The following is a 15560-nucleotide window of genomic DNA, read 5'->3' on the forward strand; positions in this document are numbered from 1 at the left end:
CAGTTGGACAACTTGTGCATAACGCCTGGTGTGGAGGGTTAACGCGGGGGCTATGTCTATCGACAACCGGGCAAGAAGGCGAACTCTTCAGGAGGACGTCATGTCCACGCTCCACACCCCGGCCGCCGAATACGATGGCCGCCACCTCACCGTCGCCGCCGACGACGGCGTACCGCTGGCGGTACGCGAGTTCGGCGCCGCCGACGCTCCCGTCACCGTGGTGTTCGTCCACGGACACTGCCTGCGGGCCGAATCGTGGGCGTTCATGCGCGGACATCTGATCCAGACCTGGGGCGACGACACCCACATGGTGTTCTACGACCATCGCGGACACGGGGATTCGGGGTCGGCGCACCCGTCGACCTACACCATCGAGCAGCTGGCCCGGGACCTGGACGCCGTGCTGCGGTCCGTGACGCCGACCGGACCCGTTGTGCTGGTGGGACATTCGATGGGCGCGATGACCGTGCTGGCGTACGCCCGGCTGTACCCGGAGGCCATCGGTACCCGGGTGGTCGGGATCGGACTGCTCTCCAGCGCCGCCAGCGGGGTCACCCGGGTGGGGCTGGGGCGACTGCTGAGCGCACCGGCGGTGAGCTCGCTGCGGGTGGCGGTGCGCAAGGCGCCGCGGGCCATGCAGGCCTCGAAACACCTGTCGCGCCGCATCTTCGAGCCGATCATGCGCGACGCCACCCTCGGCACCCGCAAGGTCAGCCCGCGCATGCTGGCGGTGGCCACCGCCATGCTCAACGACACCTCGCTGCTGACCATGGCCAGCTTCCTGGAATCGCTCATGCGGTTCGACGAATCGGCGACCCTGCACCGGCTGGGCATGATTCCGGTGCTGGTGCTGGCCGGATCGGCCGACATCATGATCCCGTTCGCGCATTCGGTGGTGCTGGCCTCGCAGGTCGACGACGCCGAACTGGTGCGGCTGGACGGGGCCGGACACAGCGTGATCCTGGAGCGGGCCGAGGAGGTGGCCGCGGCGGTGGTGGCGCTGGTGGCGCGGGCGACCGCGGCGGTGCGGGGCGTGGGGCCGGAATGCGGACCGGAGTGCGGGCCCGATTGCGGGCCGGAGTACGCCATCGCGGGATAGCTGGAAGATCAACTGGAGGGCCCGGATTCGGGGCATGTGAAACGTCCAACCACCCAATTTCGGCCACGGCGACAGGCCCTCGACCTGCGAATATCACTTCCCGACGAGACGGATCGCGGTGGATCACGTACTGTGTTGTAGATCACGATGTGTGGTCTGTCACACGGCTCGAGGAGGGTTTCGATGACACGCAGCGAGATTGCGGAACTCCGCTACGCGGTCGGCCAGCTCCGGCAGTGCGTCAGCGCATTGCGCTCCCACTACGGGGACGCGGGCACGGTTCGCCGGCTGGAGAACGATCTGGAAAGGCTCGTCATCGATACCGACGAGTTCGAACAGGCGCCGCCGCCGGAGACGCCGGGCGCCAAGCAGGAGACCATCTACGTTCCCGACGCCAAGCATGACGAGGCGGCGTGGATGGGGGCGCAGGACGAGGGGTTGGGCTTCCACTCGCGGCCGCGCACTAAGTAACTCTCGTAACTCTCAGGGGCTTCGCCCCCGAACCCCCAGGAGAACTTGGGGGCGTTGCCCCCAAACCCCCTGAAGGGCGCGGGGTTTGACGCCCCGTGCCCCGGCCCCATCCGTCCCCGGCCCTAGGTGTCCCCCGGCTCCACGCGGGGTCAGTTGCGGTGGCGGCCCTTGGGTGGGCGGCGGTTGCCTGCGCCTCGAAAGCGGGCGCCTCGGGGGGTGACGGATATCGGGTCGGATTCCGGGGATTCGAAGAGGGCGGCTAAGGCGGTGTGGGGGCCGGTGGGGGTGGCGGCGAGGGCGAGATTGCCGTCGCGGCGGGATAGTTCGTGGAGCAGGGTGGTGACCATGCGCAGGCCGGCGGCACCGCCGGGCTCGCCCAGGGCGATCGAGCCGCCGTGCACGTTGAGGCGATCGTGGTCACCGTCGGGGAGGTTCAGGGCGCGGGCGGCGGCCAGTACTTCCACCGCGGAGGTCTCCTCGATTTCCAGCAGGGGGAGGTCGGAGAGGTCGAATCCGCTGCGCCACAGGGACTTCGCCGCCGCGGCGGCGGTGGGGATGGTTTCGGTACGGGTGGACGGTTCGGATGGGTTGCTCGGTGCGGCGGTGTTCGTCCAGTCGATCAGGAAGGCCAGCGGTTCGAGGCCGAGGTCGGTCAGGCGTTCCTCGGCTACCACCAGGCATGCGGAGGCGGCCACGGTTCGGATGCTGCTGTTGCCCAAGGTCGTCGCACCGCCGGGGTGGAACGGGGGCAGGGCCGCGAAGGCGCGGGCGGAGACGTCGTCGCGCAGGCTCTCGTCGCGATCGACGAGGCTGACCACTCCGGAATGGGGGTCGCCCGGATCGGCCAGCACGACGACGGGGGCGATCTCCTGGCCGAAGCGGCCTTGGCGGTGGGCGCGGGCGGCGCGGCGGTGGCTGGCGGCGGCGTAGTCGTCGGCGTCGGCGCGGGTCAGGCCGTGCTCGCGGGCCAGGTCTTCCAGGCGTGGCGAATTGGACTGAGCACGTGACGGTTTCATCGAGGCCCAGAGCGCGATCTGTTCATCCGTGCTCGGTCCGGCGGTCCCCCGGGAGGCGGCGGACGATGTCGGCCCGAAGGGGACGCTGGTTGGTTGCGGGGCGAAACCAGCTGTGGCGCAGGGGTGTTCGACCACCGGATGGTCGGCGCCCAGGGTCAGCACCACGTCGGCCGTGCCGGACCGCACCATCATGGCGGCGGTGATCAGGGCGCGCAGGCCGCTGCCCGGTCCGTCGCCGAGGGCGAAGTCGGCCAGTTCGGGGGACAGGCCGCAGTGCGCCAGTGCGGGACGGATCGCCTGGGAATCGGGCACGGCCGTGACGAATTGGTCGACGCGTGCCGGGTCGAGTCCGGTGCGGCCGAGCACCGCGGCGATCACCGTGCCCGCCAGCCGATGTGGCGGCACCGTCGCGAGGGCGCCGCCGGTCATTCCCACTGGCGTGCGCATCGGCATGACGATCGCCGCTCGTCTCATCACCGGCTCCCTTCGAACCCTCATCCCGTCCAGCTCGGGGGACAGGCCATCACAGACTTGTTGCTGTGGTGTGACGGTGTGTAACCGCGAAATTCGAGGGGTCGCGAACTGCGAATTGTCCGGAATCTGAATCTTTCTGACGGACTGGCGAGTTCACGAGATAGCCGTTCGTTCACCGAGCAAACGAAACGCGGCGGACGGCAGGAAATGTGGCGCAAATCACGGGATCACGAAATAGCTGTTGCCAGCCCGGGTCATAGCGCCCCTGTCGTAAGGTGCTCACCATCACATTCGATGCCGGAGGTAACGATGACGTTCCACGGGGTAGAGCAGCGAGGCAAGCCGCAGTGAGCGCCGCACCAGTCAAGGCTTCTGAATCAGCGACGACCGGGGTTTTCGGTCGAGGCCGCGCCGCCATCGCGGCACGCACCCTCCGCAACGATCGATGGTGGCTGCCGCCGCTGGTGACGGTGCTGGGCCTGGCGGCCTTCATCATCTACGCGACCATCAGATCCTTTGTGCGCACGGCATATTGGGTCGACAGCTATCACTATCTGACGCCGTTCTACTCACCGTGCCTGAGCGCCTCCTGCGTCGAGGGCTCGAGCCATTTCGGCCAGCCGATCGGCCACCTGCCCATGTGGATTCCGCTGGGCTTCCTGGTGCTGCCGTTCCTGCTGCTGTTCCGGCTCACCTGCTACTACTACCGCAAGGCCTATTACCGGTCGGTGTGGATGTCGCCGCCGGCCTGCGCGGTGGCCGAGCCGCACGCGAAATACTCCGGCGAGACCAAGCTTCCGCTGATCATCCAGAACGCGCACCGCTACTTCTTCTACATCGCGGTCATCATCTCGGTCATCAACACCTACGACGCGGTGATCTCCTTCCACTCCGGCAGCGGCTTCGGCATCGGCCTGGGCACCGTGATCATCACCGCCAACGCCCTGCTGCTGTGGGCGTACACGCTGTCGTGCCACTCCTGCCGGCACATCGCGGGCGGGCGGCTCAAGCACTTCTCGCAGCATCCGGTGCGCTACCGCTTCTGGACCGTGGTGTCCAAGCTCAACACCCGGCACATGCAGCTGGCCTGGACCACGCTGGGCACCCTGGTGCTCACCGATTTCTACGTGATGCTGGTGGCCAGCGGGACCATTTCCGACCCGCGCCTCATCGGCTGACAATCCTCTATTCCTCAGTCTCCCAGGAGTGTTCGGTTCCATGCCTGAAGTCGAGCGGCACAAGTACGACGTCGTCGTGATCGGTGCCGGCGGTGCCGGCCTGCGTGCGGTCATCGAGGCCCGTGAACACGGGCTGTCGGTGGCGGTGGTCTGCAAGTCCCTGTTCGGCAAGGCGCACACCGTCATGGCCGAGGGCGGCTGCGCGGCCGCCATGGGCAACGCCAACTCCAAGGACAGCTGGCAGACCCATTTCAAGGACACCATGCGCGGGGGCAAGTTCCTCAACAACTGGCGCATGGCCGAACTGCACGCGCAGGAGGCTCCCGATCGGGTGTGGGAGCTGGAAACCTATGGGGCGCTGTTCGATCGGACGCCGGACGGGCGGATCAGCCAGCGCAACTTCGGCGGCCACACCTACCCGCGGCTGGCGCACGTCGGCGACCGCACCGGGCTCGAGATCATCCGCACCATGCAGCAGAAGATCGTCTCGCTGCAGCAGGAGGACTTCGCGGCCACCGGTGATTACGAGGCGCGCATCAAGATCTTCGCCGAATGCACCATCACCGAACTGCTCAAGGACGGCGACGCCATCTCCGGCGCGTTCGGATACTGGCGCGAGTCAGGGCGTTTCGTGCTCTTCGAGACGCCCGCGGTGGTCATCGCGACCGGCGGTGTCGGCAAGTCCTACAAGGTGACCTCCAACTCCTGGGAGTACACCGGCGACGGGCACGCGCTGGCGCTGCGCGCCGGGGCGTCGCTGATCAATATGGAGTTCCTGCAGTTCCATCCGACCGGCATGGTCTGGCCGCCGTCGGTGAAGGGCATCCTGGTCACCGAGGGCGTGCGCGGCGACGGCGGGGTGCTCAAGAACTCCGACGGCAAGCGGTTCATGTTCGACTACATTCCGCCGGTGTTCAAGGGCCAGTACGCCGAGAGCATCGAGGAGGCGGATCAATGGTTGAAGGACAACGATTCCGCCCGGCGCACACCGGATCTGCTGCCCCGTGACGAGGTCGCGCGCGCCATCAACGAGGAGGTGAAGGCGGGTCGCGGCACCGAGCACGGCGGCGTCTACCTCGACATCGCCTCGCGCCTGCCCGCCGACCAGATCGTCAAACGGCTGCCGTCCATGCATCACCAGTTCAAGGAGCTGGCGGATGTGGATATCACCAAGGAGCCCATGGAGGTCGGGCCCACCTGCCATTACGTCATGGGCGGCATCGAGGTCGACCCCGACACCCAGGCGGCGACGGTGCCCGGACTGTTCGCGGCCGGCGAGTGCGCGGGCGGCTTGCACGGCTCGAATCGGCTGGGCGGCAACTCGCTGTCGGATCTGCTGGTGTTCGGCCGTCGCGCCGGACTGGGCGCGGCCACCTATGTGGAGCAGCTCGCCGGGCGGCCCAAGATCTCCGACACGGATCTGGCGGCGGCGGCGAAAGCGGCTGTGACACCGTTCGATCCGCCGTCCGAGGGCGGGCCCGGCGAGAACCCGTACACCCTGCACATGGACCTGCAGCAGACCATGAACGATCTGGTCGGCATCATCCGCAAGGAGGGTGAGCTGAAGCAGGCGGTGGAGAAGCTCTCGGAACTGCGCGACCGCTACGACCACGTCATGGTGGAGGGTCACCGGCAGTTCAATCCGGGCTGGCATCTGGCGCTGGATCTGCGCAATATGCTGCTGATCAGCGAGTGCGTGGCGCAGGCGGCGCTGTTGCGCACCGAGAGCCGCGGCGGCCACACCCGCGACGACCATCCGGGCATGGATCCGGCGTGGCGCAACAAACTGCTGGTCTGCACGGTCGATCCGGACGAGGTCGGGTTCTCCGTCCCCGCGGTCACCGTGACCCCCGAGAACCAGGTTCCCATGCGGGAAGATCTGCTCCGGCTGTTCGACGTGGCGGAGCTCGAAAAGTATTACTCCTCCGCGGATCTCGCAGCGCTGCGAGACGACGCCGGAAAGGCGGAATAGCCATGGGTTACGACGCGAAGTTCAAGGTGTGGCGCGGCGACACCGAGGGCGGTGAGCTGCAGGACTTCACCGTGCTGGTGAACGAGGGCGAGGTGGTGCTCGACATCATCCACCGGTTGCAGGCCACCCAGGCCCCGGATCTGGCGGTGCGCTGGAACTGCAAGGCGGGCAAGTGCGGTTCGTGCTCGGCGGAGGTGAACGGGCGGCCGCGGCTGCTGTGCATGACGCGCATGTCGACCTTCACCCCGGACGAGGTGGTGACGGTGACGCCGATGCGCACCTTCCCCGTCATTCGCGACCTGGTCACGGATGTGTCGTTCAATTATCAGAAGGCGCGCGAGGTTCCGTCCTTCACGCCGCCGGTGGATCTGAAGCCGGGCGACTACCGGATGCAGCAGGCCGACGTGGAGCGGTCGCAGGAATTCCGCAAGTGCATCGAATGCTTCCTGTGCCAGAACACCTGTCACGTAGTGCGCGATCACGAGGACAACAAGCAGGCTTTCTCGGGTCCGCGTTATCTGATGCGCATCGCCGAACTGGAAATGCATCCGCTGGACGTGGCGGATCGCCGCGACCTCGCACAAGAGGATGCGGGCCTGGGGCTGTGCAATATCACCAAATGTTGCACGGAAGTTTGTCCGGAGCACATCAAGATCACTGACAATGCGCTGATCCCGATGAAAGAACGGGTCGTGGACAGGAAGTACGACCCGATCGTCTGGCTTGGCAACAAGCTGTTTCGGCGCTGACACGGCCTGTACCCCTTTACTCCGTGCCCCCGCGCAGCAGCGCGGGGGCACGGGACTTACAGAGGTGGTTGTTGATCACGAAACGGTGGCCGTTCGACAACAATGGGATGTTTGCTGCGGTTAATAGATGGGTATCCAAGTTTTCGTGGACCGAGGACTCAAGAATGCGCGTCCCCGGTACCGGAAAATGGGTCCCCATGACTGGGTCGAACGGCTGATCGTTGGGATGCTCTTCGCGGTATCGGCGATGGGCGTATACGTACTGACCGGAGCTTTGCTGCCCGCCCTGGCGATCGGCGTGCTGGTGGCCGCCGTCGCCATCGGCGTGGTCGCGATCCTCTGATCAGCGAATCATCGCTCGAATACGCCGTTTTCGATGCCGGCGGTGAACGAACGCCACTCCCGCGCCCCGAACACCAGGGCAGGCCCCTGCGGATTCTTGCTGTCGCGCACGCCCACTCGCCCCGCGGGCAGGAACGCCACCTCGACGCATTCCTTACCGGCGCCGCTGCGGCTGCTCTTGAACCAGCGCGCCTCGCACAGCCCGGAACGCTCCACACTCATGCCGAATACTCCTTCGCCACCTGCCGCAGCAGGTTTCTGCTGTCCTGGATGTCCAGCGCGCAGCGCTGCAGAGCGTCTTGCGCCCGTCGATAGCGCTGCACGTCGCCCTGTCTCTCGAGATACAGATCGCCGGTGAACCCCTCCACGTACACCACCGGGGGCTCCACCGGCTGCCCCTTGCCATCGGTCCCGAACTCCAGAATCACGAACGGACCGGTCGAAAGTCCCAGTGGGACACCGGCGGCGAAGGGCAGGATACGCAGGACGACATTGGGCCGGGTGCTCACCTCCGCCAGGTGCCGCACCTGCGCCGCCATCACCCTTGCACCTCCCACCAGGCGACGCAATACCGATTCGTGCAACACCATGGCGACCTGTGCCGGCCGGGTGCGGCGGGTGATCATGGCCTGCCGTTGCAGCCGCAGCTGAACGCGCCGATCCACCTCCGCCGCAGTCTCTTCCGGGTAGCCGAGCCGGTTCAGGGCCCTTGCGTAGTCGGCGGTCTGCAGCAGACCGGGCACCAATTCCGATTGGTAGCAGGACAACTGCTGCGCGGATGCCTCCAGACCCACGTAGACGTCGAAGTTCTCGGGAATCAGGTCGCCGTAGGAGTGCCACCAGCTCTTGACGGCCGCCTGCTGCGCCAAACCCTTGAGACCCTCGGCGATTTCGGCCGGAATCCCGTAGATGCGACAGAGCTCCTGGATGTCGATGGTCCGGATGCGGTCCGCGTTGCCCTTCTCCAGCCGCTGCAGGGTGCTCGCCCCCCACTCCATGAGCTTGGCCGCCTCCGCGATGGTGAGTCCGGCCTGGATGCGCCAGTCGCGTAGATACCGGCCGAGCTGGCGGCGGGGGAGGGTGGAAGACGCGGGACCTTCTGACACAACGCGCTCCATTCGCGGCGGCGGGGATGGATCGGGGTCGGCGGGCGGGCGCGGCGCTCGTCCACCATGGAGAATCGTCCTCCCCCAGGTGGATTCGCTGCTGGGAATTCGCGCAATTTTGCGTTCTCCTTTTCGAAATTCGCCCGCCCGGCGTCTGCTCGTGGTGTGCTAGATGTGTGCCCGGAGCGCGTAGCTAGGCCCCTTTCCTTTCCTGAGTCTCCGGGCACTTCAGGAAAACGTGGGAACGAGGAGTGGTCTGGACATGCAATTGACGTCCCTGAATATGCACATCGCCGGTTTGTCGCGCTGCCGCCGGGATCCGGGGGTGATGAGCGCCGAACAAGCCCACGCGGCAATGCAATTGCACCTCGATTGCACGGTGGCGACCTGCAAGGTACGCCGCCGGGCGCGGGCCACGCTGGTCGAGGAGGGACGATGCGTGCTCGACGAGCGCGCCCTGCCATGACCGGGCCGCGGACCGTGCCCACGGGTTACGACCGGCTGGTGTACCGGCTGCTGTGGCTGGCGCTGGACACCCGCGCCGCCCTGCGCCGCCGCCGGAAGATTTCGCGACCGGGTGTGGACCGGGGAAGGCCCCCGGTCGCGATGAACGCTGCCGCACAGCGCTTTCGAGCGCCGCGCGCCTGACCTCCGGGCGCGGGGCGCAGTCCCCTTCGTGTGCGGCAGCGCGGTTCGGCCTGCCCGTTCCACAGACGGCGGGCAGGCCGAACCGCACCCAATCCCGGGTGCGACGCCTACCCTGGAATGACCGCGCGTTCCGCCGAACGCGCCGGGTGCCCGGGGTGGAGGGGAACACCGTTGTTGGCCTTCGAACATCCGAACGCGCCGACGTGCCGCGCCGCGTCCAGATCGGATCTGTCCGCGATCCACGCGCTGGAGGTCGCCGAGTACGGAGACGCGTCGTATCCGTATTTCGCGCTGCGCCAACTGTTCGAGCTCGACGGAGCAAACTGGACGGTTGCTGAAGAGGCTGGCGAGGTCTGCGGTTATGTCCTCGCCTCCCTCCGCGCCGATCGCACCGCGTGGTTGCTCGCCGTCGCGGTCGCGGCGCGCTGCCGCAGCCGCGGGTACGGTCGCGCACTCCTGGAAACCGCACTCGCGCAGTGCCGCCGGGCGCACGTCGTGCTGGTCCGGCTGACCGTGGATCCGGCCAACGCCACCGCCTACCGCCTGTACAAGGAGGCCGGCTTCGTGCTGGAGCGGCACGAGCCGGACTACTTCGGGCCGCACGAGCCGCGAGATGTGCTGGTGCACAGGATCTATCATTGATCATGCTCGAGAAAAGCGCGCCCTCCTCACAGTTCGTGACGGATATGAGCATGCGCATCGAACGGCACGCCGACGCTTACACCGACAGCGTCACCGAATTCCTCGAGCAGGAGCACGGCCTGCGCCGCCGCGCCACCGAACAACCCCTGCTGGATCTGTTCACCCGGCACACCGAGGCCGTCGTGGCCACCTACGATCCGCCCGGAATCCGCAGGGCCGGTGACAGTCTCGTCTTCGGTCACCTCTACGCCCCGGTGCTCGAGCACACCGCCACCGTGACCCCGCAGGCGATCACGGTCAACAAGCTGCTGGCCGCGCTCATCGCGGCCGAGGTGGAATTCCGAGGGCCGTTGCGGCTCAGCCGGACCCAGAACCGGCTGCTGGCCGAGGCGTACGAACGCCTGGGCCCGCCGCTGGTGCAGGCCGGACTGCCCGCGCACGCGGCGCTGGCCTACCGGCGGGCCGCCAGCCTCTACCGCCTCGACGAGGACACCGATGCCGAGGATCGCTGCGGCCTCGCGCTGGCCCAGGCCAAGCGGCGCGCCCAGCCGGCGCGCTGGAAACGGGTCGGCGGCCTGGTGCCGGATCTGGTCTGCGGCTATGGATATCGGCCGTTCCGCATGCTGTGGTTCGTGGCCCTGCAACTCGTGGTGTTCCTGGGCGCGGTGCTGCTGCGGGCGGATCAGCCGATCGCGGTCACCGTGTTCCAGGTGCTGATGAACTACCTGAATCCCCTGGGCGTCGGCGACACCCTGAATCTGCGCGTCGGCGGCCGGGCGATCTTCGTGGTGGAGAGCTATCTGGGCGCGGTCACCATGTCGGTGTTCTTCGCACTGCTGGTGCGCCGCTGGTTCCGGCTCTGAGCGCTACCGCCGACGTCACCACTGGATGGTGCTGATCTTGGAGCTGCGCAGGGCCGCCAGGGTCGCCACCGCCAGCCGATCGCGCAACTGACCCACCTGCGCCGTCCACTGCCGGGTGAAACCCGGGTTCTGCTCGAGCCGCTCCCACAGACCGCTCAGCCGTGGGGCACTGTGCGCGCCCGGCATCCACAGGTGCACCAATTGTTCCAGCAGCGGCGAGAGCTGGGTGGCGGCGTCCCGGTCGGCGGTGGGACGATCCGCCTCCGCCAGCGCCGCCCCCAGCACCGACAGCAGCCAGTCGTGCACCGCCAGGTCCTCGCAGAAGCGTTGCACCGCTTCGAGATCCCGCACGGTCGGCACCAGCACCAGTACCGACCGGGTGGTCTCGTCCTCCAGGCGGAACGAGATGAACGCCCGCCCGCGCGCACTGCCGTCCAGCGGCGGCGCGACCCGCGCGGCCCAGCGCAGCCGGGTCGCGGCCGAGCGCACCGGCGGATCCTGATCCAGCCGCCGGTCGGTGCGCACCCGGGTGAGCAGCCGGTCGCTGATCGAGCCCAGATCCAGGGTGGCCGGACCGGACTTCTCGAGGAACCCGGAGGTCAGATCGATGGCGGCCGCGGCGTCCTCGGTCATGCGATGCCACACCTCGAGGGTGCCGACACGGGTCAGGTAGTGGTTCCAGGGACGCCGATTCGGGTCCTGCGCCCGGACCACCACCGCACCGGCCGAACTCTGCGCCACTCGCCCGCCCACCAGCACGGCATGCGCGGCCACGGTCCCGATGGCCCGCGTCTCCTTGGTCGAGGTCGTCGCCACCCGGCAGTCCACGCCCACCGCGGACCTCGGCGAGATCGCCAGCGGCAGTGGACGTTCGCGCATCGTCACCCGTTGGCCCGGCAGCAGCGACAACAGGGCCGACGCCTCCCGCGCCGCCAGCGCCGCGCAGTTCGGCAGCAGCGCGGTGCGCACCTCCCCCAACAGCACCAGCGGATCGGTCATGGGCATGTCACCTCAGACGTCCCCGAGGAAGATGTGGTTCAACCGGCGCGTGGCCTGCACCGGCACCAGCACCGGATTGCGTTCGGTCGCACCGCGTTCGGCGAGTTTGGCGTGCACGTCCTCGTCGAGTCGCAGATGATCGAGGATGACCCGCACCGCGTGCTCGATGCCCAGATAGCTGTAGGGCAGCACCGACAGCGCCCGATAGGCCGCGAACGGCCGGGCCGTGGGGTTGAGCTGCATGACCGCCGGCAGCCGCGACCATTCGCTGGGCCACGGATCGGTCCACGGCACCGGCGCCGCCACGATGGCGCCCTCGTCGCGAATCATCCCCAGCCGCAACAACTGCCAGATCGCCGCCAGGAACGGGCACGACCACAGGGTGCGCTCCACCTGGGCGCCCGCCACCTCCTCGACGTAGCGGCTCCACAGCTGCACGTCCAGGAAGATCGAGTGATTGCGCGCCCCGAATTCCTCCGGCGGGCGGTAGCGGGTGATCCGCATGGCCTGTCCCGCATCGAATTCCGAGGAGCGCCGGCCATTGCACAGCCAGCCCGACTCCACCGTGGGCGGGCGGCGGCCGGTGCCGTCGCGTTCGGGTTCGGCCACGATGCGGGCGGCCATCATCTCCGCCAGCCGCACCGGTTCGCCGGCCGGATCGCCGTCGCGGAAGCTGGGCACCTCCGCGCACCCGGCCTCGCGGGCGAGATAGTCGATGCCGACCCCGCATTCGTCGGCCGCGGTGAGCAGCTTCTCGAGCACCTCGCGCGGGTCGGCCCGGCGGCGGGCCTCCCGGCCCGGGGGCGTGGGCCGGGTCCAGAAGTAGTCGTCGACCAGGAAGCAGGTGCTCACCCGCGCGCCCGCGCCGAATTCCTGCTCGGCGGCGGCGCGCTGGGCCGCCACGATGGGCGCGACCTTGCGCAGTTGCGCGTGGATGCGGTCGACGCCGTTGACGAGCTCGTCCATGTAGAAGTGCCCGACCTCGATGGACAGGTGCGAGAGTGGTTGCCCCTCCACCCGATTGCGCTCGCCGGCCTCGCTGTAGTCGGTCGCGGAGCTCATCTGCGCACCTCCACCTGTTCCCAGACGGCGTCGTTCATGAGTTTCTCGGTCAGTTCCCGGAACGCCGCCACCGTCTCGACATTGGCGACGTGCGCGGCGACGTCCACATCCAGGATCACCTGTTCGCGGCACTGCAGCATGGGCTCCACCGGAATCTTTCCGAGTATCCCGCTCTCGCCCATGCCGTGCCGGTTCGCCGCGCGGGTCAGGGTGTTGTGCTGTTCCTTGAGCCAGGCCGCCTGGGCCGGGCGCAGCCCGGCGGGTGCGTTGAGTTCGGGGACCGCGGTGCGGATGTAGCGCAGCGAGTTCAGCAGTTCGGCCCGGTCGTGACCCCATTCGACGCCGGTCGCCAGCACCCCGTTGTCGTCGTGCACCAGGCCGTGCGCGGCGGCGATGTGCTGGCGGGTCCAGCGGTGGAAGATCAGCCAGCGGCACACCGCCCGCTCCAGTTGCCGGGTCGCGGACAAGGCCAAGGCCAAGGCGATGGACCGGCCCGCGCTCAGATCCACGAAGCTGACGTCGAATTCCTGCTCGCAGGTGGCGAACAGCGCCGCGCAGCGGTCGATCATGCGGTGGTCGAGGGTGGTGAACTCGGAGCCGCCGAGATCGCCCGGAAACAGCACCAGCCGCCCGGACGGATGCCGGGAGCGGCTCAACTCCATGCGGTCGGTCTCCGAGCGCACGCTGACCCGGGCGGGGGTCCCGTTGTCGTCGAGCAGGTAGGAGTGCAGGCCGGACCCGTCGCGCACGCCGTTGTCGATCCGGCTGATCTCGAAAGTGCCACCGGCGGTGGGTGATCCGAAATCGAAGTCCAGGTAGGCGACCTTGTAGCCCTTCATGCTCAGCCAGTACGCCATATTGCAGCTGGTGACCGAGCGACCGGTGCCGCCCTTGTCGGAGGCGGAGAACACGAGCACGGTCACACACTCCTGGTGGCGTCGGATCGGGCGTAGGCGAGCTCGTCCAGTTCCAGTAGGGCCTGGGAGGCGAGACTGACGGCGGTGCCGGGGCGTTCGTCGATGAGCTTGCGGGCCCGCTCCAGCCGTTGCTCGGCCAGCACCAAGGCGGTGCGGCCGGCGGACACGTCGGTTTGGCTGAGCTCCAGCATCTCCCGATTGAGCAGGTGTTCGGCCTCCATCAGCAGTTCCATGGCGCGGGTCACCGAGGTGGGCGAGCGCAGCGGCGGCTCGCGGTACATGCGCGCGGCCGTCACCATGCATTCGACCACCCGCTCGGTGAGATACCACGAGGGCAACTGGGTTTCGGAGGCGCCGAAGATGCGGCTGGGGTCGTCCCACAGGCCGGTGGCCGGGCCGGACCGGAAGGCGCGCAGGTCCAGATGGTCCATGGTCGCCTGCGCCAGGGCCATCAGCTGATCGCGGGTCTCGACGGTGCCCGACAGCCGAGCCGCCTGGAGTGAACGCTTCAAAAGCACGGTGGCGTAATCGGATACGGTCCACAGCAGCAGCGGCCCGTCGAGCTCCTCGCTGCCCAGCAGGCGCAGGCTCACCCCCGGAGTGTGCATGGTGCGGGCCGGATCGTCGGCGGTGAAGCGGCGAATGATGCGGCCGCGCCGGGCCAGTTCGTCGAAAATCGTTGCGGCCCGGTCCAGATCGTCGTCATTGGCCTCGCGATTGAGCAGATCCTGCATGAGCACCGCGGACACGATGAGGCTGAAGTAGTCCGATTCCTCGCCGTCGGAGGTGCGCCAGGGAATGTCCTCGAGCGGCCAGCGCCCGGAACCGAAGCGCGCCACCGCCGCCCAATACCGCTGGGCCAGATCCCAGCGCAGCTGCAGCGCCTCCGCGAGCCGGCGCTGCTGCCCGTTGAGCAGGTCGAGTTCGCGGGTGCGCACCGAGGTGAGGTCGTTGATGCCGTCCAGGGCGACCACCGTGAAGTGCAGATACGGCCGGGCGATGGCGTGCCCGGCTTGATCGGCGATGGCCATGTCCACGAAGTCGATGGGCGCGGCCTTGCGCACGATGGCCCAGCTCCAACCGCATTCGAACAGCATGTCCTCGCTGTCGAGATCGACGCCCTCGATCTGGCTGAGGGTGGCGTCGTTGCGCAGCCGGATGCGGACGCGGTCCAGCCGCTGCTGCACCGCGTGCACCACGGCGTCGTCGGGACCGCCGGTCTGATTGAGCATGGACAGCATGGTCCGGCCGGCCTCGGATTTGGGCGAGACCGTATTGACCACGAAACTGCGGATCAGCCCGACCATGGCGGCGGTGAGCCGGACATTGATGCGGGCGTCGAGGGCCTCGATGCGCGGCAGCAGTTCCACCGCGAGCCGGGTGCGGCGGCCCACCGCCAGCTCGGCGACCGGACCGCGGAAGCCGCGCAGGAACTTCAGCGCGGCCAGGCACAGGGTCAGCGACATGGAGTAGGAGTCGACGACATCCAGCGCCCGCTGCTCGGGGGTCGGGGCGACGCCGTCGGCGGAGGCCAGATAGCTGCCGGCCGCGAAGATCGGCAGCTCGTCGGGAGTGCCCGCGGCACCCCGGGTGTGCCGGTCGACGTACTGCTCGAGCAGCCACACCACGCGTTCGCCGATGCGCAGTCCGTTGTCGCCCAGCGGTTCGAGCACCGCGCGGATGTCGTCGGCGATCTCGTCGGGGCGTTCCAGCCCGAAGCCGTCGATCTCGGTGGCCGGATACAGCAGGCACAGCAGCTGTTCGGCGTCGCTGATGGAATTCGAGCCATTGCGCCCGCCCCACAGCCAGCCGCCATCGTGATAGCAGGCGGTCAGCAGCGACCGCCAGACTCCGAGAATCTGTTCGCGTGGCTTGATTCGCATCGACGTCTGCCCCTGCCCTGACCGTGGCCGGCTTCGCCGGTACCGCTATGAACGAGCGCGGCTGAAACTATCATGCGCCGACGCGGCGCATCGGGTCGACGGCGGTGCCGAAATCACGTCGGGCACAGCACAATATCGG

17 protein-coding genes are annotated in these 15560 nt (G+C 68.0%); 10 read left to right on the forward strand and 7 right to left on the reverse strand.

The window, feature by feature from the left end; all coding sequences use genetic code 11:
• The first annotated feature begins 100 nt into the window (after positions 1–100).
• Together D7D52_RS12715 and D7D52_RS12720 are read left to right on the forward strand one after the other, a co-directional pair.
• The gene (locus D7D52_RS12715) at positions 101–1099 is read left to right on the forward strand and encodes an alpha/beta fold hydrolase (RefSeq protein WP_120736500.1); all 999 of its coding nucleotides are present in this window, start codon (positions 101–103) and stop codon (positions 1097–1099) included.
• 183 nt (positions 1100–1282) lie between these two features.
• Complete coding sequence (locus D7D52_RS12720) at positions 1283–1570, forward strand: hypothetical protein (RefSeq protein WP_120736501.1); 288 nt, start codon at positions 1283–1285, stop codon at positions 1568–1570.
• Between the two features lie 149 nt (positions 1571–1719).
• On the opposite strand, the gene D7D52_RS12725 is transcribed toward D7D52_RS12720, so the two are convergent.
• Positions 1720–3060, reverse strand: a complete 1341-nt coding sequence (locus D7D52_RS12725) for a thiolase family protein (RefSeq protein WP_162958295.1) — start codon at positions 3058–3060, stop codon at positions 1720–1722.
• A 347-nt stretch (positions 3061–3407) separates the two neighbouring features.
• On the opposite strand from D7D52_RS12725, the gene D7D52_RS12730 reads away from it, so the two are divergent.
• The 4 genes from D7D52_RS12730 to D7D52_RS12745 all read left to right on the forward strand — a co-directional run bounded on the left by D7D52_RS12730 (position 3408) and on the right by D7D52_RS12745 (position 7302).
• Positions 3408–4238 carry a hypothetical protein gene (locus D7D52_RS12730; protein WP_120736503.1) on the forward strand — a complete coding sequence of 277 codons (831 nt, stop codon included), beginning with the start codon at positions 3408–3410 and terminating at the stop codon, positions 4236–4238.
• A gap of 40 nt (positions 4239–4278) precedes the next feature.
• Complete coding sequence (locus D7D52_RS12735; RefSeq protein ID WP_120744058.1) at positions 4279–6210, forward strand: fumarate reductase/succinate dehydrogenase flavoprotein subunit; 1932 nt, start codon at positions 4279–4281, stop codon at positions 6208–6210.
• A 2-nt stretch (positions 6211–6212) separates the two neighbouring features.
• Positions 6213–6959: a succinate dehydrogenase/fumarate reductase iron-sulfur subunit gene (locus D7D52_RS12740; RefSeq protein ID WP_120736504.1), complete on the forward strand. Its 747-nt coding sequence runs from the start codon at positions 6213–6215 to the stop codon at positions 6957–6959.
• Between the two features lie 187 nt (positions 6960–7146).
• On the forward strand, positions 7147–7302 hold the full coding sequence (locus D7D52_RS12745; RefSeq protein WP_246023844.1) for a hypothetical protein: 156 nt from the start codon (positions 7147–7149) through the stop codon (positions 7300–7302).
• 8 nt (positions 7303–7310) lie between these two features.
• Here D7D52_RS12745 and D7D52_RS12750 read toward each other — a convergent pair whose 3' ends face one another.
• Both D7D52_RS12750 and D7D52_RS12755 read right to left on the reverse strand, forming a co-directional pair.
• Complete coding sequence (locus tag D7D52_RS12750) at positions 7311–7523, reverse strand: DUF397 domain-containing protein (protein ID WP_120736505.1); 213 nt, start codon at positions 7521–7523, stop codon at positions 7311–7313.
• Entirely contained in the window at positions 7520–8407 is an 888-nt protein-coding gene (locus D7D52_RS12755; protein WP_246023845.1) for a helix-turn-helix domain-containing protein, read from the reverse strand. The genes D7D52_RS12750 and D7D52_RS12755 overlap by 4 nt, the downstream gene beginning before the upstream one ends.
• A gap of 262 nt (positions 8408–8669) precedes the next feature.
• Between D7D52_RS12755 and D7D52_RS12760 the strand changes: the two genes are divergently transcribed.
• From D7D52_RS12760 to D7D52_RS12775, 4 genes are all read left to right on the forward strand, one after another.
• The gene (locus tag D7D52_RS12760; protein WP_120736507.1) at positions 8670–8873 is read left to right on the forward strand and encodes a hypothetical protein; all 204 of its coding nucleotides are present in this window, start codon (positions 8670–8672) and stop codon (positions 8871–8873) included.
• Positions 8843–9055: a hypothetical protein gene (locus D7D52_RS12765; RefSeq protein WP_162958296.1), complete on the forward strand. Its 213-nt coding sequence runs from the start codon at positions 8843–8845 to the stop codon at positions 9053–9055. Before D7D52_RS12760 ends, D7D52_RS12765 begins: the two co-directional genes overlap by 31 nt.
• A gap of 171 nt (positions 9056–9226) precedes the next feature.
• Positions 9227–9697 (forward strand): GNAT family N-acetyltransferase, encoded by a 471-nt coding sequence (locus D7D52_RS12770; protein WP_162958297.1) that lies wholly within the window; start codon positions 9227–9229, stop codon positions 9695–9697.
• A gap of 50 nt (positions 9698–9747) precedes the next feature.
• A complete protein-coding gene (locus D7D52_RS12775) occupies positions 9748–10560 on the forward strand; it encodes a hypothetical protein (protein WP_162958298.1) in 813 nt (270 codons plus the stop codon).
• A 15-nt stretch (positions 10561–10575) separates the two neighbouring features.
• Here D7D52_RS12775 and D7D52_RS12780 read toward each other — a convergent pair whose 3' ends face one another.
• The 4 genes from D7D52_RS12780 to D7D52_RS12795 are packed head-to-tail and all read right to left on the reverse strand — an operon-like array spanning position 10576 to position 15421.
• Positions 10576–11559, reverse strand: coding sequence for an SCO2521 family protein (locus tag D7D52_RS12780; RefSeq protein WP_246023846.1), 984 nt, complete (start codon positions 11557–11559; stop codon positions 10576–10578).
• A 12-nt stretch (positions 11560–11571) separates the two neighbouring features.
• Positions 11572–12621, reverse strand: a complete 1050-nt coding sequence (locus D7D52_RS12785) for an SCO2522 family protein (RefSeq protein WP_120736512.1) — start codon at positions 12619–12621, stop codon at positions 11572–11574.
• Positions 12618–13544 (reverse strand): SCO2523 family variant P-loop protein, encoded by a 927-nt coding sequence (locus D7D52_RS12790; RefSeq protein ID WP_246023847.1) that lies wholly within the window; start codon positions 13542–13544, stop codon positions 12618–12620. Before D7D52_RS12790 ends, D7D52_RS12785 begins: the two co-directional genes overlap by 4 nt.
• On the reverse strand, positions 13541–15421 hold the full coding sequence (locus D7D52_RS12795) for an SCO2524 family protein (protein ID WP_120736513.1): 1881 nt from the start codon (positions 15419–15421) through the stop codon (positions 13541–13543). The genes D7D52_RS12790 and D7D52_RS12795 overlap by 4 nt, the downstream gene beginning before the upstream one ends.
• Positions 15422–15560: the final 139 nt, after the last annotated feature.

This window comes from Nocardia yunnanensis, assembly GCF_003626895.1.
Taxonomy (GTDB): domain Bacteria; phylum Actinomycetota; class Actinomycetes; order Mycobacteriales; family Mycobacteriaceae; genus Nocardia; species Nocardia yunnanensis.